At 33.7% G+C, this 19,236-nt stretch carries 13 protein-coding genes; 6 read left to right on the top strand and 7 right to left on the bottom strand.

Annotation, left to right across the window (positions count from 1 at the left end; all coding sequences use genetic code 11):
• Positions 1-141: 141 nt before the first annotated feature.
• Entirely contained in the window at positions 142-1,680 is a 1,539-nt protein-coding gene (locus tag ACQ654_RS06000) for an NAD(P)H-hydrate dehydratase (protein ID WP_430409419.1), read from the top strand.
• Positions 1,681-1,739: 59 nt separating this feature from the next.
• Here the strand turns inward: ACQ654_RS06000 and ACQ654_RS05995 are convergent, their stop codons facing one another.
• Together ACQ654_RS05995 and ACQ654_RS05990 are read right to left on the bottom strand one after the other, a co-directional pair.
• Entirely contained in the window at positions 1,740-3,083 is a 1,344-nt protein-coding gene (locus ACQ654_RS05995) for a TlpA family protein disulfide reductase (protein WP_430409418.1), read from the bottom strand.
• 20 nt (positions 3,084-3,103) lie between these two features.
• Positions 3,104-4,120 carry a TlpA family protein disulfide reductase gene (locus ACQ654_RS05990; protein ID WP_430409417.1) on the bottom strand — a complete coding sequence of 339 codons (1,017 nt, stop codon included), beginning with the start codon at positions 4,118-4,120 and terminating at the stop codon, positions 3,104-3,106.
• Between the two features lie 123 nt (positions 4,121-4,243).
• On the opposite strand from ACQ654_RS05990, the gene hutH reads away from it, so the two are divergent.
• Entirely contained in the window at positions 4,244-5,749 is a 1,506-nt protein-coding gene (hutH, locus tag ACQ654_RS05985; protein WP_430409416.1) for a histidine ammonia-lyase, read from the top strand.
• 119 nt (positions 5,750-5,868) lie between these two features.
• Here hutH and ACQ654_RS05980 read toward each other — a convergent pair whose 3' ends face one another.
• The 3 genes from ACQ654_RS05980 to ACQ654_RS05970 all read right to left on the bottom strand — a co-directional run bounded on the left by ACQ654_RS05980 (position 5,869) and on the right by ACQ654_RS05970 (position 9,553).
• Positions 5,869-6,261, bottom strand: a complete 393-nt coding sequence (locus ACQ654_RS05980; protein ID WP_430409415.1) for an STAS/SEC14 domain-containing protein — start codon at positions 6,259-6,261, stop codon at positions 5,869-5,871.
• Between the two features lie 120 nt (positions 6,262-6,381).
• On the bottom strand, positions 6,382-6,804 hold the full coding sequence (locus ACQ654_RS05975) for a hypothetical protein (RefSeq protein WP_430409414.1): 423 nt from the start codon (positions 6,802-6,804) through the stop codon (positions 6,382-6,384).
• A 193-nt stretch (positions 6,805-6,997) separates the two neighbouring features.
• Positions 6,998-9,553, bottom strand: coding sequence for an ATP-dependent Clp protease ATP-binding subunit (locus ACQ654_RS05970; RefSeq protein WP_430409413.1), 2,556 nt, complete (start codon positions 9,551-9,553; stop codon positions 6,998-7,000).
• A 260-nt stretch (positions 9,554-9,813) separates the two neighbouring features.
• On the opposite strand from ACQ654_RS05970, the gene gyrA reads away from it, so the two are divergent.
• From gyrA to ACQ654_RS05955, 3 genes are all read left to right on the top strand, one after another.
• Positions 9,814-12,372: a DNA gyrase subunit A gene (gene gyrA, locus ACQ654_RS05965; protein WP_430409412.1), complete on the top strand. Its 2,559-nt coding sequence runs from the start codon at positions 9,814-9,816 to the stop codon at positions 12,370-12,372.
• A 38-nt stretch (positions 12,373-12,410) separates the two neighbouring features.
• Positions 12,411-13,694 (top strand): tetratricopeptide repeat protein, encoded by a 1,284-nt coding sequence (locus tag ACQ654_RS05960; protein ID WP_430409410.1) that lies wholly within the window; start codon positions 12,411-12,413, stop codon positions 13,692-13,694.
• Between the two features lie 172 nt (positions 13,695-13,866).
• Entirely contained in the window at positions 13,867-14,802 is a 936-nt protein-coding gene (locus ACQ654_RS05955; protein ID WP_430409409.1) for a tetratricopeptide repeat protein, read from the top strand.
• 244 nt (positions 14,803-15,046) lie between these two features.
• Here ACQ654_RS05955 and ACQ654_RS05950 read toward each other — a convergent pair whose 3' ends face one another.
• Both ACQ654_RS05950 and ACQ654_RS05945 read right to left on the bottom strand, forming a co-directional pair.
• Positions 15,047-15,793: an NlpC/P60 family protein gene (locus tag ACQ654_RS05950; RefSeq protein ID WP_430409408.1), complete on the bottom strand. Its 747-nt coding sequence runs from the start codon at positions 15,791-15,793 to the stop codon at positions 15,047-15,049.
• Positions 15,794-15,827: 34 nt separating this feature from the next.
• Positions 15,828-17,006 (bottom strand): acetyl-CoA C-acyltransferase, encoded by a 1,179-nt coding sequence (locus ACQ654_RS05945; protein WP_430409407.1) that lies wholly within the window; start codon positions 17,004-17,006, stop codon positions 15,828-15,830.
• A gap of 130 nt (positions 17,007-17,136) precedes the next feature.
• On the opposite strand from ACQ654_RS05945, the gene ACQ654_RS05940 reads away from it, so the two are divergent.
• The gene (locus ACQ654_RS05940) at positions 17,137-19,227 is read left to right on the top strand and encodes an HD family phosphohydrolase (RefSeq protein WP_430409406.1); all 2,091 of its coding nucleotides are present in this window, start codon (positions 17,137-17,139) and stop codon (positions 19,225-19,227) included.
• Positions 19,228-19,236 lie beyond the last annotated feature (9 nt).

The raw sequence follows: 19,236 nt of genomic DNA, 5'->3' as shown, positions 1-19,236 counted from the left end.
TATGACCATTAACAAATTATAAAATCATTTTTCACGTATGTGTAGTGAAAATGCCTTTTTTTTAAAAATGCACTAAAAAAGCATAGTAAATTGCAAGTGATTTCATGAAAAGTGTAATCTTTGCTTTAATAAACTTATTACATGAAGATATATTCAGCGGCTCAAATCTACGAAGCGATTACTACTACTATTGAAAAAAATCAAATTAGCTCTAATGACTTGCTAGAATTTGCAGGAACTCAAATTTTTAATTGGTTTCACGCGCACATGCAAGGCGCGCAAGTACCAATTCATATTTACAGCGGAATTGGAAATAATGGCGGTTTAGGATTGGTGTTAGGAAGACAATTGTTGCACCACGGTTATAATGTACATACGTACGTTGTAAATTTCAGCGATAAGCGTACCAAAGATTTTTTAATTAATTATGATCGAATTAAAGAATTTAAAGTCTGGCCGCGTTTGTTGAGTTCGGGAGAAGATTTTCCAGAAATGCATAAAGATGATATTATTGTAGATGCTATTTTTGGAATTGGATTGAATCGTGAAACATCAGATTGGGTAAAGACTTTAATTAAATATATTAATGCTTCCGATGCTTATACGGTTTCGTTAGATGTTCCTTCCGGATTGTATCCAAATCATGCTCCTGAAGATAAAGAAGCAGTGATTGAAAGTAATTTTACATTAACAGGACAAGCACCAAAATTGAGTTTCTTTTTACCAGAAACAGGCGTGTATATGCAACAATGGGAAGCGTTAGATGTTGGACTTGATCAAGAATATTTACAAACGACTGATACAGAAGTTCAGTTGATTGATACATTTGAAGTATTACCATTATATATTCCTAGAGAGAAATATGCACACAAAGGAACATACGGACATAGTATGATTATGGGCGGAAGTTTTGGTAAAATGGGCGCAGTAACGTTGGCAAGTGAAGCATGTTTACGTGTTGGAACAGGATTGGTTACAGCGTATATTCCTGAATGTGGATATCCTATTTTACAAACAGCTTTAGCGGAAGCAATGGTGGTTTGTGATGAAGGTGAGAAAAATATCACTAAAATAAAATATGATATTGATCCAACAGTTATTGGAATGGGCGTTGGTATGGGAACAGATGCTGTAACCGTTAATGCGTTGAAAGCATTTTTGAAGACAAACAAAAAACCATTGATTATTGATGCAGACGCATTAAATATTTTAGCAACAAACAAAACCATGTTAAAATTAGTTCCTGCAAAGTCAATTTTAACGCCGCATCCAAAAGAATTGGAACGTTTGATAGGGAAGTGGTCTGATGATTTTGATAAGTTAGAAAAGTCAAAAGCATTCGCAAAAAAGTATGATATCGTTTTAATCATAAAAGGCGCAAATACAATTACGATTTACGATAATTCTTTATATATAAATAATACTGGAAATCCAGGAATGGCAACTGCAGGAAGTGGCGACGTGTTAACGGGAATGCTTACAGGTTTGTTAGCACAAGGTTATGATCCAATTACGGCATCAATTTTTGGAGTGTATTTACATGGAAAAGCTGGAGATATTGCGTTAACAGGATTAGGATATCAGGCATTAACGGCTAGTGATATTGTAGCTCATATTGGTGAAGCATATCTGGATTTGTTTAAAAAACCAGAAGAACCGAAACAGGAAGAAGCTAAATAATAAAAAAAGCGCCTTGAATATTTTCAAAGCGCTTTTTTTTATGTTGAATACGAATGAGTTTATATTTTCAATTCGTCAAAAAGTGCAATTAGTTTTGGATCGGAAGGTCTTGGTGCATCAGCATTTACAATTTTCCCTTCTGGATCAATTAAGATAAATCTAGGAATACCTTCAATTGCATAATCTGTAACAAATTTAGATTTCCAAGCATTGTCAGCAATTACTTGTACGCCACCTAATTCTTTTTCAGTTACCATTTCTTTCCAAGCTTTATAGGCTTTCTCGGTGTCAATTGATACAGAAACAAACTCTATGTTTTTGTCATGGTATTCTGCTTCAACTTTCTTTAATGAAGGAATTTCTCCCAAACATGGTCCACACCAAGTTGCCCACACATCGATATATACATACTTTCCTTTTAAATCATCCAATTTAGTTTTTCCACCTTTATGATTTTCATAGTCAAACTTTGGCGATTCTTTTCCAGCTACTAAATTTTTTATTTTGTTATACTTTTTAGTCAATTCTTTTTGGAAATCATCCTTGTCAGAAATTGTCTGTAAAGCATTGTATAATTTTTCAGAATTCTCGTTTGAAGGCGTTAACATATACGCCATTTGAGTCGCCAATTCATTTTTGATGTTTTGTGATTTTAGTCCTTTTACCAAATCAATACTTGAAGTCATTAATGAATCTTCATATATTTTTTTCATATAATGACTTGTAGCAATTTCTTTATAAGAGTCATATAAATCAAAAGCTTTTGCGTCATCATAGTTTATATTTTTTAAATCATCTAATAGCGTTTCAGAAGGTTTGAAGTCTGTTTTTTTAGCAAAGTATGGATGATAGTTAGGATATCTTGCAAGATTTGCTAAATATTCATAGTTGATATTTTCTTTTTCAGTAGCCACGAAATCAGCACTTAATCCTTTTGTATTGGTTAACGCTTCTTCCTTTTTGGTTTTTGCGTCTCCAATAGTTTTTAGGAAGTCAGCCTCTTCTTTAGCATACACTTTCTGAAAATCAAAATCTTCATTTGCTAGAAATTTAGCGGCGATATAATTATTTTTATCAGCGTCTTTTCCTTCATATGTAATTGTTTCATCAAACTTTGCAGCATCTAGCGTAACTTTTAATTCGTCACCTGCTTGTGTATATAATGAAGTACGATCTCTACCATGAATGAACGAATAATATCCTTCATTTTCAATACGAAGTGTATCAGCAAATGAGCCATCTTCATTGATTGCAATTTCATGTTTAAAATCGTTTCCAGAAATATTTATTTTATCACTTTTTGGGTTTTCAATTTTTCCAGAAAGCAACACATAGTCTACTTTTGGCTCCGTTTTACAGGAGAAAATTGCTAGTACAGTGATTAGTATGAGGAGTTTTTTCATTATGTAAAGTTTGGTGAGAATTATATTTTCAGTTCGTTGAATAGTTCAATTAGCTTTGGACTAGAAGGTCTTGGCGCATCAGCACTTGTAACATTTCCATTAGGATCAATTAAGATAAATCTTGGAATTGAAGAAATCTTATATAAATTAATGAAACTTTCTTTTTCTTTAGCATCATCCGCAATTAGTTGTGTACCACCTAAGTCTTTGTCAGTTACCATTTTTTTCCAAGTTTCGTATGCTTTTGGCGTATCTATGGAAATGGAAACAAATTCAATATTTTTACCATGGTATTGTTTTTCAACCTTTTTTAAAGAAGGAATTTCGGCAATACAAGGTCCACACCAAGTTGCCCACACATCAATATATACGTATTTTCCTTTTAAATCGGCTAAAGAAGTTTTTCCTCCTTTGTGATTTTCATAATCAAATGTTGGTGAAGGTGCTCCACGTGGAAATTTTCTTCTAAGCGTGATTGCTTCTCCTGCAAATTGTTTGTAGAATTTTAACATTGGCTCAATATCTTTTACCTTAGCGGCAATAATTGTGCTGTCAACTTCCGTTTTTGAGTTGTAGAAATCGTTCAGTTTTTTAGACATGTTTTCGATTTCCTTTTCTAAGCCTAGCGAATCAAGACTTGATAACATTTCTATATCTAGCATTTTTTCCTGCAGTAACGATTCTTCCGCAAGGAAATTACTATGTACAGCGCCTTTACCAGTATATTTTACAGTTTCATCAAACATTTTCGTGTCTAACGTAACATTTAAATCAAAGTCATTTTCTAGATAAATGTTCGTGCTTTCTTTTCCGTCAAATAGATTATACATACCATTAGCAACTTTTAAAGTATCTTTGAACGTACCATCTTCATTGACTTTTATCGTTTTTGAGTATGTTCTGCTTCGAACAACAAGTGAGTCACTGTTTTTGTTTTCAATTTTTCCAGATAGCGTTACATAATCTTTTGGAGCTTCCGGTTCTTTTTCACAAGAAAAGATTGCGAAAGCTGTAATTAATAGCAGTATTTTTTTCATTTTTTCAAAGTTTGTTTATTCAAATTTAAACGATTCTTTTTTTAATTAATAAATTATTGACAATTATTTGGATTATATGATTTGAATTTTCACTTTTGAATTAAATTTTATAGCATTTTTAACATGATACACGAAATAAGTTCTCAATTACTTGATATTACAATAATTAAGGAATTGTTACTGTCTAATGCAACACTTTCTCTAGCAGCATCTTCGGTAAATAAAATCGTTGCATGTCGTGAATATTTGGAACAGCGATTGAAAGATCAAAAAACACCAATTTACGGTATTAATACAGGTTTTGGATCGTTGTGCAATGTAAAAATTTCAGATGAACACCTTTCTAAATTACAAGAAAACCTTGTAATGTCGCACGCTTGTGGAACAGGCGATCGTGTTTCAAAAGAGATTATAAAGTTGATGTTATTGTTAAAAGTGCAATCGTTGAGTTACGGACATTCTGGTGTACAATTAGCTACGGTGCAACGTTTGATTGATTTTTATAATAATGATATTTTACCTGTTGTTTTTGAGCAAGGTTCACTTGGTGCTTCAGGCGATTTAGCACCTTTGGCACATTTGTCATTACCACTTTTAGGAAAAGGAAGTGTGTATTATAAAGGAAAAGAAGTGCCTACGTCAGAAATTTTGAAGGAGTTTAATTGGGAACCAATTGAATTGAAAGCAAAAGAAGGATTGGCTTTGCTAAACGGAACGCAGTTTATGAGCGCGTATGGAGTTCATACGTTGTTAAAAGCCTACAAACTATCGTATTTTGCAGACTTTTTTGCGGCAATTTCGTTGGAAGCTTTTGATGGGCGTTTGGAACCTTTTAATGATTTAATTCATCTGATTCGTCCACACAATGGACAACTGAAAACAGCAAAACGAGTTCAAGAATTTGTAGCTGGAAGCCAATTAATTTCGAAAGAAAAGAAACATGTACAAGATCCATATTCGTTTCGATGTGTGCCACAAGTACATGGAGCCACAAAAGATACGTTGGCATTTATTAAAAAAACATTTGAAACTGAGATTAATTCGGTAACCGATAATCCAAATATTTTTATTGAAGAAGATGTAATTATTTCAGGTGGAAATTTTCACGGACAACCGTTGGCGTTGGCACTTGATTATTTGGCAATTGCAGTAGCTGAACTTGGAAATATTTCGGAACGTAGAACATTTCAGTTGGTTTCAGGCTTGCGCGATTTACCAGATTTCCTTGTAAATAATCCTGGATTGAATTCTGGTTTTATGATTCCACAATATACTGCAGCAAGTATTGTAAGTCAAAATAAGCAATTTGCAACACCGGCAAGTATTGATTCTATTGTATCATCTAACGGACAAGAAGATCATGTTAGTATGGGCGCAAATGCGGCAACAAAAGCTAAGAAAGTAATTGATAATGTTGAGCGTGTGTTGGCAATTGAATTGTTGAATGCTTCGCAGGCATTGGTGTTTAGAGCGCCTTTGAAAAGTTCAGAATTCATCGAAACGTATTTATTACTATATCGTGAAGAAGTTCCTTTTGTTGATGAAGATAGAGAATTACATATAGCAATTAAAGATACAATATCGTTTTTGCAAAATATGGTGATTGAAAATGAGATTTTGTTTGAGTAGTTTATTATCAGTTGTGGGTTGTGGGTTGTGGGTTGTGAGTTATGGGTTGTGGGTTGTGTGTTGTGTGTTTTGGGAATGAAGCAATTCAAAATTCAAAATTTAGCATTCAATATAAAAGGCTATAAGTAAGTTTTTGCCCAAGTAATTGCCTCAAGAATTGTTTTAAAAATGCTCATAGGTTTATTGAAAAAGTGCTTTTCAATTTTGACATTATGATTGTCAATAAATTTGCTTGAAACAATTGCAATTGCTTTTAAGTTTTCAATTTCAAATACTTTTAAATACAACATCGGGTCAACCGCATATGAATGCTTGCGAACGGTAATGTATGCAAATGGTTTTTTTGGAAAGTGTTTTTCTGCAATTAATATAATTTCGTGTACCGTTTCAATATTCAACGTAATGCCTTCGTTTAATTGGGCAACCATATAATCTTCATAGATTTTGATTTCTCCAATACTCAGTATGTACTTCTTGATGTGAGAATTTTTATGTTCGTTAGCTAATTGCACTGTTGACGCTTTTATTAAAGATACCTTTTTTTATTTTAAAACGAGAATAAAATAGATGAACTACATACTATTTGTTAAGAAGCAAAATTTTTGAAAAATTGTACGTGCTATTTTTAGCTTTTAAAGTGTATCTTTTTTTGTGCTTAGATTATGTTCTTCTAATGGAATAATTTTGTCTAACCAATTTACAGCGGCGTCAAGTGTAGTGAACAATTCATAGCGTCCGTTGAAAAAGTTTTTTTCTATGTGCGCGCTTAAAGAAGAAAATTTGTCATCAGAAACAATTGCAATTCCTTTTAACAAACTATTATTAGGAAGTAGTTTATAAACTTGCGGATCAATAGAGTAGGAGTTTTTACGATACGAAATATATCCGTAAGGAATTTTGAAATTTTCTTGAAAGAATTCAAAAAAAGATAGCGTTTCGCCTACTGATACATGAACACCTTCAAAAACTTCTCCAATAACCAAATCATTATATACATATAATTTTCCGCCATCGAAATTGTAAATATCTCTTAATTGTTTTCCAGCAATCTGCATTATGTAGGGTAGTTTATTTTTATTAGACGGCTAAATTACTTGTATACTTACAGTATCTTTTTGATTTTGAGATACTTTAAGAATATTTTAGATAAACAACCTATTTTATCCGTAAAGAACACAAAAGTAGAGAAAAGAAAAATCCTGCTTTTAAAAAAAACAGGATTTTATAATTATTTTAAAAGTTTTATTATTAAGATTCGGTAGGCTTTTCTGCTTTTTCAATCTTAATAGTTAACTCATCAGTTTTACCATCTAAGTCCATGAAAATTTTGTCACCTTCATGAATTTTTGAGGTAATTATTTCTTCAGCTAATGCATCTTCTACATATTTCTGAATTGCTCTTTTTAGTGGTCTTGCTCCGTATTGTTTGTCAAAACCTTTATCAGCGATATAATCTTTTGCTTTGTCGCTTAATAATAAATCGTATCCTAAATCTTCAATTCTAGCGTACAACTTCGCAATTTCGATATCAATAATTTTGTGAATATGCTCACGCTCAAGTGCATTGAAGATTACAACATCATCAATTCTGTTTAGGAATTCAGGAGCAAATGCTTTTTTCAAGGCATTTTCAATCACACCTCTTGCGTGATCGTCTGCTTGTGTTTTCTTAGCATTTGTACCAAAACCAACACCAGCACCAAAATCTTTTAACTTACGCGCACCAATATTTGATGTCATAATGATGATTGTGTTTCTGAAATCAATTTTTCTTCCCAAGCTATCTGTTAAATATCCATCATCTAATACTTGTAATAACATATTGAAGACATCTGGATGCGCTTTTTCAACTTCATCAAGCAATACAACAGCATATGGTTTTCTACGAACCTTTTCGGTTAATTGTCCACCTTCTTCATACCCAACGTATCCTGGAGGCGCTCCAACCAAACGAGAAATCGCAAATTTTTCCATGTATTCACTCATGTCAATTCTGATCAGTGTTTCTTCTGAATCAAAAAGTTCACGCGCTAATACCTTCGCTAATTGCGTTTTACCAACTCCAGTTTGCCCTAAAAAGATAAATGACCCAATTGGCTTATTCGGATCTTTAAGTCCAGCACGGTTACGCTGAATCGCTTTTACCACTTTTCCAACGGCTTCATCTTGACCAATTACTTTTCCTTTGATTAATTCAGGAAGTTGTGCCAATTTGTTGCTTTCGGTTTGTGCAATTCTATTTACAGGAATTCCAGTCATCATTGAAACGACATCAGCTACATTGTCTTCACTTACAGTTTCTTTGTGTTGTTTAGATTCTTCTTCCCACTTTTCTTGCGAAATGGCTAGTTCTTTTTCAAGACGTTTTTCGTCGTCTCTTAATTTTGCCGCTTCTTCATATTTCTGTTTTTTAACGACAGAATTTTTATTTTCACGAACTTCTTCTAGCTGACGCTCTAAATCGAGAATTTGCTTGGGAACATCAATATTTGTGATATGAACTCTTGATCCTGCTTCGTCCAATGCGTCAATAGCTTTGTCTGGAAGGAAACGATCGCTCATGTATCTATTTGTTAACGTAACACAAGCTCTAATCGCTTCTGGCGTGTAACTTACATTGTGATGTTCTTCGTATTTATCTTTAATGTTCTCTAAAATTTCAATGGTTTCATCAACTGTAGTTGGTTGTACAACTACTTTTTGGAAACGTCTTTCTAACGCACCATCTTTTTCAATATGTTGTCTGTATTCGTCTAACGTGGTTGCACCAATACATTGCAGTTCGCCTCTGGCTAACGCAGGTTTAAACATATTGGAAGCATCTAAACTTCCAGTAGCGCCACCAGCACCAACAATGGTATGAATTTCATCAATGAAAAGAATAATGTCGTCATTCTTCTCTAGTTCGTTCATAACGGCCTTCATGCGTTCTTCAAACTGACCTCTGTATTTCGTTCCAGCAACCAAACTTGCCAAATCTAATGTAACAACACGTTTGTTAAAGAGAATCCGTGATACTTTACGTTTTACAATTCTATTGGCCAATCCTTCAGCAATGGCAGATTTACCAACGCCAGGTTCTCCAATTAATATTGGATTGTTCTTTTTACGTCTACTTAATATTTGCGAAACACGCTCAATTTCTTTCTCGCGTCCTACGACAGGATCGAGTTTTCCTTCTTCTGCCAAAGCAGTAAGATCGCGTCCAAAATTATCGAGTACAGGGGTTTTTGATTTTTTATTTACTTTTCCTCCAGTATTAGAAGATCCAAACGGATTTTCCTTTGAAGGCTCTTGCGATCCGCTATTTTCATCATAGTCGGAGTTTGCGCGTGGAGTGTCTATATAATCGTCATCATTTGTTATCATATATTTAAATTGCTCTTTAACGTTATCATAATCCACTTTTAGCTTATTTAAAAGCTTTGTAGTAGGATCATTTTCATTTCTTAAAATGCACAATAATAAGTGTGCGGTATTGATAGAAGAACTTTGAAAAAGTTTTGCTTCTAAAAATGTAGTTTTCAGCGCTCTTTCGGCTTGTCGAGTTAAGTGTAGGTTTCGCTTTTCGTTTGGTGCGACTGCCACATTTGGGTTTGCTGGGCTCAGTATTTCTACTTTTCTGCGCAAATGTGTCAAATCGACATCTAATGCATTCAAAATATTAATAGCTTTACCATTACCATCTCTAAGAAGTCCTAGCATTAAATGTTCAGTACCAATGAAATCATGGCCTAAACGCAATGCTTCCTCTTTACTGTAGGCGATTACATCTTTTACTCTTGGGGAGAAATTATCATCCATAAATCTTGTTTCCTTTCGACATTAAAATTAATACTTCGGAACGAATAATACAAAAATTGTTCCGTCATAGAAGGTTGTCAAAGCTAATAGACGAAAAAAAACAGCGAATTCAAAAATTATAATATTAAATTATCAAAAAAACTTATTAAAAATTGTTAATAAAAAAACGTTAAAATGCTTCAGTAAATCCTCGCTGAATACTAGCAAATGTTGTATATTGACCCGATTTGTAAAACTCGAAATATTAAAACATAAAATACATGGCAGAAGGAGAAAAATTAATCCCTATTAATATTGAAGATGAGATGAAGTCTGCTTACATCGATTACTCGATGTCAGTCATTGTGTCACGTGCACTTCCAGATGTTAGAGACGGTATGAAACCCGTGCATCGTAGAGTACTATTTGGAATGCATGAACTCGGAGTAAGATCTGGTTCAGCTCATAAGAAATCTGCAAGAATTGTTGGAGAAGTATTAGGTAAGTATCACCCACATGGTGATACCTCTGTATACGACGCAATGGTTCGTATGGCGCAAGAATGGAGTTTGCGTTACATGCTTGTAGATGGACAAGGTAACTTCGGATCTATTGATGGTGATAGTCCTGCAGCAATGCGTTATACGGAAGCAAGAATGCGTAAGATATCTGACGACATGTTGGCAGATATTGACAAAGATACCGTAGATCATTCATTAAATTTTGATGATACTTTAAAAGAACCAACCGTTTTACCAACACGTGTTCCTGGTTTGTTAATTAATGGAGCATCTGGTATTGCCGTTGGTATGGCTACAAACATGCCACCACACAACTTATCTGAAGTAATTGACGGAATTCATGCATATATTGATAATACTGATATAGAAATTGATGAGTTAATTCAGCATGTAAAAGCACCCGATTTTCCAACAGGTGGAATCATCTATGGATATGATGGTGTTCGTGAAGCGTTTAAAACAGGGCGTGGAAAAGTTGTCATGCGCGGAAAAGCTACAATGGAAGAAGTGCAAGGTAGAGAATGTATCATTGTAACTGAAATCCCGTATCAAGTAAATAAAGCAGATATGATTAAGAAAACTGCTGACTTGATCAATGATAAAAAGATAGATGGTATTTCTACAATTCGTGATGAATCGGATAGAAAAGGAATGCGTATCGTATATATTTTAAAGCGTGATGCAATTCCAAATATTGTATTAAATAAATTATACAAGTATACTGCACTACAATCTTCGTTTAGTGTAAATAATATTGCATTAGTTCATGGACGTCCACGATTATTGAATCTGAAAGAAATGATTCACTATTTTGTTGAGCACAGACACGAAGTAGTAACACGTAGAACAGAATACGAACTGCGAAAGGCAGAAGAACGCGCGCACATTTTAGAAGGTTTAATTATTGCCTCTGACAATATTGATGAGGTAATTGCTATTATTAGAGGTTCGCAAAATGCGGAAGATGCTCGTAACAACTTAATCAAGCGTTTTGAATTGACGGAAATTCAAGCCAAAGCGATTGTGGAAATGCGATTACGTCAGTTAACAGGTCTGGAACAAGACAAGTTGCGTGCTGAGTATGACGACATCATGAAAAGCATTGAAGATTATCGTGATATTTTGGCAAACAAGTCAAGAAGAATGGACATCATCAAAGATGAACTTACGGTTATCAAAGATAAATATGGTGATGAAAGACGTTCTTTAATAGAATATGCTGGTGGAGATGTAAGTATTGAAGATTTAATTCCGGATGAAAAAGTAGTTATTACAATTTCACATGCTGGATACATCAAGCGTACTTCGTTAACAGAATACAAAAAACAAAACAGAGGTGGCGTTGGACAAAAAGGAAGTGCAACTCGAAATGAAGATTTCTTAGAGCATCTTTTCGTTGGAACCAATCACCAATACATGTTATTCTTTACACAGCAAGGAAAATGTTTCTGGATGCGTGTATATGAAATTCCTGAAGGAAGTAAAGCATCAAAAGGAAGAGCAATTCAGAATTTAATCAATATTGAAAAAGAAGATAAAGTAAAAGCATTTATCTGTACGCAAAACTTAAAAGACGAAGAATATATCAATAATCATTATGTGATTATGGCTACGAAAAAAGGGCAAGTAAAAAAGACACCTTTAGAGCAATATTCACGTCCGCGTACCAATGGTATCAATGCAATTACGATTAAAGACGGAGACGAATTACTAGAAGCAAAATTAACAACTGGAAACAGTCAGGTAATGTTAGCTGTAAAATCTGGGAAGGCAATCCGATTTGAAGAAGAGAAAACACGTCCAATGGGAAGAAATGCTTCTGGTGTTCGTGGAATCAGACTTGCTAGCGAAAGTGATGAAGTCGTAGGAATGGTTGCTGTTAACGATATGGAAAGTAACATCTTAGTGGTTTCTGAAAATGGATATGGTAAACGATCTAGTTTAGAAGATTACAGAATTACCAACCGTGGAGGAAAAGGAGTGAAAACTATTTCTGTAACAGATAAAACGGGAGAATTGGTTGCGATTAAAAACGTAACTGATGAAGATGGCTTAATGATCATTAACAAATCGGGAATTGCAATTCGTATGGCTGTTTCAGATTTAAGAGTTATGGGACGTGCTACACAAGGAGTTCGATTAATCAACATTAAAGGAAAAGATTCAATTGCAGCAGTAGCTAAAGTAATGAATGAAGAGGAAGAAGAAGATATTGTTGATGGTCTAGAAGGAGTTGAAGGTGCTGAAAACACTGATGCTACAGAGAATGGCACAGCTGTTGATACAGATGATAGTAGTGACAACGAAACACAAGAATAATAATAACAAACTCTCAAATTATTTTAAACATTAGAAAAATGAAGAAGACAATTTCAATTTTCGCAGCATTATTAATTACCGCATTTACTTTTGCACAAAAGAAAGAATTAAGAACCGCTGAGAAAGCATTAAAAAAAGGAAACACTGTAGAAGCGAAAGCCGCAATTGCAAGTGTTGAATCTTTAATCGAAAGTGCTGACGCTAAATACAAAGCACAATACTATTTCTTAAAAGGGAAAACATACTTTGAGTTAGCCAAAAAAGGAATGGACGCTGAAAATTCTTTTAAAACAGCAAGCGAAAACTTTAGAAAATTACTTGCGTTCGAAAAAGAACAAAATAAATTTAATTACACCAAAGATACGCAACCATTATTGCAAGAAATGATTGGTAAGTTGGTTGATAATGCAATCGTAGCTCAAAAAGCGAAGGATTATAACAAAGCCGCTGACATATTATATGCAACGTATCAAATGGAGCCGTCAAACAAAGATTACTTATACTTTGCAGCTTCAAACTCAATTACTGGAAAAGACTATGACAAAGCATTAAAGTATTATGAAGAATTGAAAGATTTGAATTATACAGGTGTAAAAACGGAGTACTATGCAGTTAATGTTGCAACAGGTAAAAAAGAAGCTTTTCCTGAAAAAACAGTAAGAGATTTTTCTATTAAAGGTGGAACGCACAAAGATGCTTCTGAAAAGAAAACGAAATCTAGATTGCCAGAAATCATCAAAAATATTTCTTGGATTTACTCAAATCATATTGGAGATAACGAAAAAGCATTGGTTGCTGTTGATGAAGCAATTGCCGCAAATCCAGATGATGCATCTTTATTATTAGCAAAAGGTAAAATCTATTACGATCAAGGTAAAAAAGATAAGTTCAAAGAAATCATGCAAGAAATCATTACTAAAAACCCTAATGATGCAGATTCGCATTACAACATTGGAGTAATTAGTGCTGAAAATGGTGAACTTGAAGAAGCTAGAAAAGCATATGTTAGAGTATTGCAAATTGATCCAGGATACACAAATGCAGGAATCAACTTATCAAAAACATACATTGATGAAGCCGCAGATGTAGTAGACAAGATGAATAAATTAGGAAACTCAACTGCTGACAATAAAAAGTTTGACGAGTTACAAGCACAGCAAACAGCATTGTATAAAGAAGCGTTAAAAGTATTGGAAGCGCTTTCTGTAAAAGTTCCTGATAATGTACAAATCTTAAAACAACTAAAAGGTTTATACTCTTTCTTAGGAGAAGATGCTAAGATGAAAGCTGTAAAGGCAAAATTGACTCAGTTAGGACAATAATTTTCTAACCATATATCATATAAAACCTCGCAATTCGCGAGGTTTTTTGTTTTAAATAGTTTCTTAAATAGAAGAAAAAATATATTTTCGTTACAAAATACTTGAGAATATTGAAATTTAATTGCTACATATCTCACAAAGAATAAACGTAGCATAATAAAACAGAAAACGAATGTTTGGAAACTTATTTGGAAGAAAAAAAATAATTGAAGACAAGGAATTTACTTCAGATTTTGACGATGCCCTAAAAAGATACATAGGCGTTACAGATGGTAAGGTTGATTATGAATTTAAAGATAAAAAAGGAAATGTAATTCCACCTTCGTTTGCTTTTGAAGGAACGTATAACGAATGGAAAACGATTCAATCTGTTTGGGACAGAAGAAGTGTCATATTTTCGGCACTTGATGAAATATATCTAAGTAACATACCAAAAGAACAAATTATAGAAAGATTCGTCATTGATAGATATCCAGAAAAAGCGCTCATGTTTAGTGAAAAGTACATCTCTGAAGATGATCTCAAAAATGATGAAATATTAGCTTCTTTATCAAAATGTCATTTCTTCCTGTCTAATTATGACAAAAGTATTGAATTAGCTCAAAAAGCAATCAATCTAAATAGCGAAAATAAAAAAGCTCAAATTGCTTTGGCTGATTCTTTGCATATGACGAATAAACATGATGAAGCCCATGAAATCTATCAAGCTATTTTAAAGAGTAGTACATTGAAAGATTGGAACAAAGATGAAATCAATATTATTGAAATAATAGAGTATAGTAACGACATTCTCAATTCGTCGGTATATGCTGTTGGATTGTTATCAAATACAGCAACTGATGAAACTACTTGGAACAAGGCGGCAGCAGAATTTTATCATTGTCCATTTTTTAGAAGTCAACATGCCTTTTGGCTCATAGAAAATGATCAAAATCTAAAAGCAATTGCGAAATTAATATCCACGACTCAAGAATTTCCTTGGTACAAAGATGCTGTGGTAAATGCTAAAAGCATAATCTTGCAATTTCGAGAGCAAATGAGTTCAGCTGATTTATGGGAAAGCGAATTGGAATATTTGTCTGAAATCATTCAAAAAAACGATTGGTAAATCAGTCACAAACAATTAGAGTGAACTCTGTTGGTAATCAATTTTTTAACTGGAAAGACGTAAGTAGTTGTTCTAAGCTTATAAAAAAGAGGTTGTCTAAAAAGCTACTAATACTGTCATTACGAGAAATTTTTAATCTCGAAGTAATCTGTTAATCAATAACTTAAATTTTAAAGATTGCTTATTTCATTCGGAATAACGACTTTTTTAGACAACCTCTTTTTATAATACTGTATGTTTTTATTTAAATAATCTTCTTAATAACACGAAGTCTATGTGTATGACGATTGGTTTCTACATTAAAAATTCCTGAATGATCAATACGATCAATGCGAACTTTTCCATGTGCATGAATGATGTAATTATCTTCCATAATGATTCCTACGTGAATAATAGTTCCTTCTTCATTATCAAAAAATGCTAAATCGCCCGGTTCACTTTCTTCAATAAAACTCAACGCTTCACCTTGTGTTGCTTGTTGTGAAGCATCACGCAAAAGTTTGTAACCGTTCAACTTGTACACCATTTGTGTAAAACCTGAACAATCAATCCCGAAAGGTGTTTTTCCGCCCCATAAATACGGTGCGCCCAAATACATATAGGAAGTTTTTACAATATTCTCTTTTGGAAGAATTCCACTTACAATGTTTCCATCATATTGATGTGAAAGTAATGACAACGAATTCAAAACGGCACCAATAGGAATTGGCATCAAAAGTTTTTCATCAGTAATAAATTCGACCAAATCAGAAGATAACTTTAATTCTTCTTTATTTTTCTCTTTATAAATATCTTCAGAAACTTCTAAATACTGTTTATTATCAATCCAGCCTTCATACTTATCATATGCAATACGAATGCGACTCCATTTTTTGCGTTTTTCTAACACTTTAAAATGTTCTCCATACAAAACTTGTGACACGAGTTCACTTGTATCACTTGGTTCAGCACGAAGCGGAACAATACTCAAATTGCAAATTCCGTATTGCATGTATTAAATTCGGGTAATTTTTAGATTGAAAATATTAAGCTCTTTCTAGTACTAACGCAGAAGCGCCACCGCCACCATTACAAATAGCCGCCGCTCCTAATTTTGCATTATTCTGTTCTAAAACATTCAATAACGTAATTAAGATACGAACTCCTGAACAACCTAATGGATGTCCTAAAGAAACAGCGCCACCGTTTACGTTTACGTTTTTATCAGTTAGCCCAAGAATCTTCATATTTGCCAATCCAACAACTGAAAATGCTTCATTAAATTCGAAATACTCAATATCTTCAATATTAATGTTGGCTTTTGCTAATGCTTTCGGTAGTGCTTTTGCAGGCGCAGTTGTAAACCATTTTGGCTCGTGAGCGGCATCTGCATAGCTTTTTATAGTTGCTAAAGGCGTTAAACCTAATTCGGTAGCTTTTTCAGCACTCATTAATACCATTGCTCCAGCACCATCATTAATAGTAGAAGCATTTGCGGCAGTAACGGTTCCGTCTTTTGTAAATGCGGCACGCAAAGCAGGAATTTTTTCCATCTTTACATTCTTGTATTCTTCATCTTCACTTACAATAACAGGTTCTCCACGTCGTTGTGGCACTTCCACAGGAACAACTTCATTTGCAAATTTTCCTGCAGCCCAAGCTTTCGCTGAACGTTCGTACGACTGAATTGCAAATGCATCTTGGTCTTCTCTTGAAAAGTTATATTCAGTTGCACAGGCATCTGCACAAACTCCCATAGCTACATTATTATACACATCTACCAATCCGTCTTTTTGCATTCCGTCCTCCATCGTAGCAGGTCCAAACTTAGTTGCTGTTCTTGCGTGATAATAATGTGGAATTAAACTCATGTTTTCCATTCCTCCGGCAACAACAATAGTTGCATCACCCAATGCAATTGCTTGTGCGGCTTGCATTACGGCTTTCATTCCTGAAGCACATACTTTATTTATAGTCGTACATGGAACTGTATCTGGAATTCCAGCGAAAATAGCGGCTTGTCTAGCAGGAGCTTGTCCTGTTCCAGCTTGCACAACATTTCCCATGATCACTTCTTGAACATGTTCTGGAGCCAAATTTATCTGTGCTAATGCACCTTTTATGGCAGTTGCTCCTAACTTTGGAGCTGGTATAGTGGATAAAGCGCCTAAAAAACTTCCGATTGGAGTTCTTGCAGCTGCTACAATAACAACTTCTTTACTCATGATTTTTGCTTAAAGTTTAATTGTTGCGAATTTAATTATTTTTTAGAAGATATCCCTATAAATTATCAATTTAAGCGATAATAAGCATGCTTAATTTTATTACTTTTAAATATTACCATATATTCGTTTAATGAAGCAACTCATCAATAAGTTATATAAGAACCAATCGTTAGTCTATAAAACCTTTTTATATATACTCACGACTTTTTTGGTTGTATATCTTTTTCCAAAAGGCGGAAAGTTTCAATATGAGTTTCAAAAAGGGAAACCTTGGCAGTATGAAACCTTAATTGCTCCTTTTGATTTTCCTGTCCTGAAAAGTCCTGAAGATATTGAAGCTGATAGAGCAGCTATTATCGCGAATGCAAAAACATATTATTACTACGATGAAGCTGTTGTAAAACGTGTAAAAAAGGATTTTAATGAAGAATTTAATGAACTTTTTGCCAATGATAGTGTTATTGAGTCACGAGCATTTTCTAGGTTAAAATCCAAAGCAAATCAGTTATTATCCAGTTTTTACAAAAATGGAGTTATAGCAACTGCAGATGATTCTAAAACGGACAAACTAGTTTTTTTAATTCAAGATAATGAACCACTAAATGTTAGTTATAATAAATTCATCAAACTAAATAATCTCCAAAATTATATTAGTGATTTTGTACAGCAAGAATTGTTAGAAAATTACGAAACGCAGTTATATAGTTTGTTTTTTGATGTTGTAGAACCTAATATTTCTGTCAATACTGAAATGACAAATAGTGTGCTTTCGCAAGAATTAAGCACAATTGCGCCTACACTTGGAAACATTCAAGAAGGTATTCGAATTATTGCAAAAGGAGAAGTTGTAGAAGGAGAAAAATTAGCACAGTTAAACTCGCTCAAAAAAGAATACGAATCACAAGTTTGGAATGAATCAAATTACAATTGGATAGTCTTTGGTTATACAATTTTAGTGGCTTTAGCATTATTGATGTTGTTATTGTTCATTCGAAAATACCGTCCTGATATCTATGAAAATAATAATAAAGTGACTTTTATTTTCATGAATATTGTGTTTATGATTGTGTTGACAACTTTAGTGGTAAAGTATAACGCAAACTATGTATATGTTGTACCATTATGTATTCTTCCGCTCATTTTAAAAGCATTTTTTGATGCACGTTTAGGGTTATTTGCACATGTATTAACAGTTTTATTGCTAGGCTTTATTGTACCAAACAGTTCAGAATATATCTTTTTACAAATAATTGCTGGTATCGTAACGATTTTAACGGTTTCTGAGCTATATAAGCGCGCGAATCTCTTCATTTCTGTCGGACAGATCACATTAATCTATATAGTGGCGTATTTTGCATTCTACATCACACATGAAGGTGGAATAAAATTTTCAGAAGTATTTAGTAAAAATGAATTAGGAAATGTTCATGTAACTTGGATTTATTTCATGCAGTTTATGTTATGTGGATTGGCAACATTGTTTGTACAACCTTTAATTTACATCTACGAAAAGATTTTTGGATTGGTGTCAGATGTATCGTTGTTAGAATTGTCGGATACAAATTCTAAACTCTTGAAACGACTCGCTAACGAAGCGCCAGGTACGTTTCATCATTCGCTTCAAGTGGCAAATCTGGCGGAAGCCGCGGCAAGTGAAATAGGCGCAAACACGATGTTGGTCAGAGTAGGAGCGTTGTATCATGATATTGGTAAAATGAACAATCCGACATTTTTTATTGAAAATCAGGCAACTTCTGTAAATCCGCATGACGAATTAGCGCCTGACGAAAGTGCTACCATGATTATTGATCATGTGTTGGATGGCATTGAAATAGCGAAAAGTAACAAATTGCCAGATCGTATCATTGATTTCATACGAACACATCATGGAACATCAACCGTATATTATTTTTATAAAAAGGCTAAAGAATTGGATGAAAATGTTGCTATTGAGAAATTTCAGTATCCTGGACCGATTCCATTTTCAAAAGAAACGGCAATTTTAATGATGGCAGATTCGGTGGAAGCGGCTTCAAAAAGTTTGAAAGAACCAACATCACAAAAAATTGATGAATTCGTAGAACGTATCATTGACAAGCAAATGGATGAATTGCAATTTATGAATGCGGATATTACTTTAAAAGAAATTGTAACCATCAAAAAAGTGCTAAAAAAGAAGTTAAATAATATTTATCATTTACGAATTGAATACCCTGAATAAAAGGTAGTC

The sequence above is a fragment of the Kordia sp. genome (assembly GCF_965283645.1).
In the GTDB taxonomy this organism is placed as follows: Bacteria; Bacteroidota; Bacteroidia; order Flavobacteriales; family Flavobacteriaceae; genus Kordia.
This window is presented reverse-complemented; position numbering and strand designations above follow the sequence as displayed.

Bases quoted from the DNA above. Each gene is read 5' to 3' on its own strand.
- hutH (WP_430409416.1), top strand. From the start codon at position 4,244: ATGATACACGAAATAAGTTCTCAATTACTTGATATTACAATAATTAAG.
- gyrA (WP_430409412.1), top strand. From the start codon at position 9,814: ATGGCAGAAGGAGAAAAATTAATCCCTATTAATATTGAAGATGAGATG.
- ACQ654_RS05995 (WP_430409418.1), bottom strand. From the start codon at position 3,083: ATGAAAAAACTCCTCATACTAATCACTGTACTAGCAATTTTCTCCTGT.
- ACQ654_RS05940 (WP_430409406.1), top strand. From the start codon at position 17,137: ATGAAGCAACTCATCAATAAGTTATATAAGAACCAATCGTTAGTCTAT.
- ACQ654_RS05955 (WP_430409409.1), top strand. From the start codon at position 13,867: ATGTTTGGAAACTTATTTGGAAGAAAAAAAATAATTGAAGACAAGGAA.
- ACQ654_RS05945 (WP_430409407.1), bottom strand. From the start codon at position 17,006: ATGAGTAAAGAAGTTGTTATTGTAGCAGCTGCAAGAACTCCAATCGGA.
- ACQ654_RS05960 (WP_430409410.1), top strand. From the start codon at position 12,411: ATGAAGAAGACAATTTCAATTTTCGCAGCATTATTAATTACCGCATTT.
- ACQ654_RS05950 (WP_430409408.1), bottom strand. From the start codon at position 15,793: ATGCAATACGGAATTTGCAATTTGAGTATTGTTCCGCTTCGTGCTGAA.
- ACQ654_RS06000 (WP_430409419.1), top strand. From the start codon at position 142: ATGAAGATATATTCAGCGGCTCAAATCTACGAAGCGATTACTACTACT.
- ACQ654_RS05990 (WP_430409417.1), bottom strand. From the start codon at position 4,120: ATGAAAAAAATACTGCTATTAATTACAGCTTTCGCAATCTTTTCTTGT.
- ACQ654_RS05970 (WP_430409413.1), bottom strand. From the start codon at position 9,553: ATGGATGATAATTTCTCCCCAAGAGTAAAAGATGTAATCGCCTACAGT.
- ACQ654_RS05975 (WP_430409414.1), bottom strand. From the start codon at position 6,804: ATGCAGATTGCTGGAAAACAATTAAGAGATATTTACAATTTCGATGGC.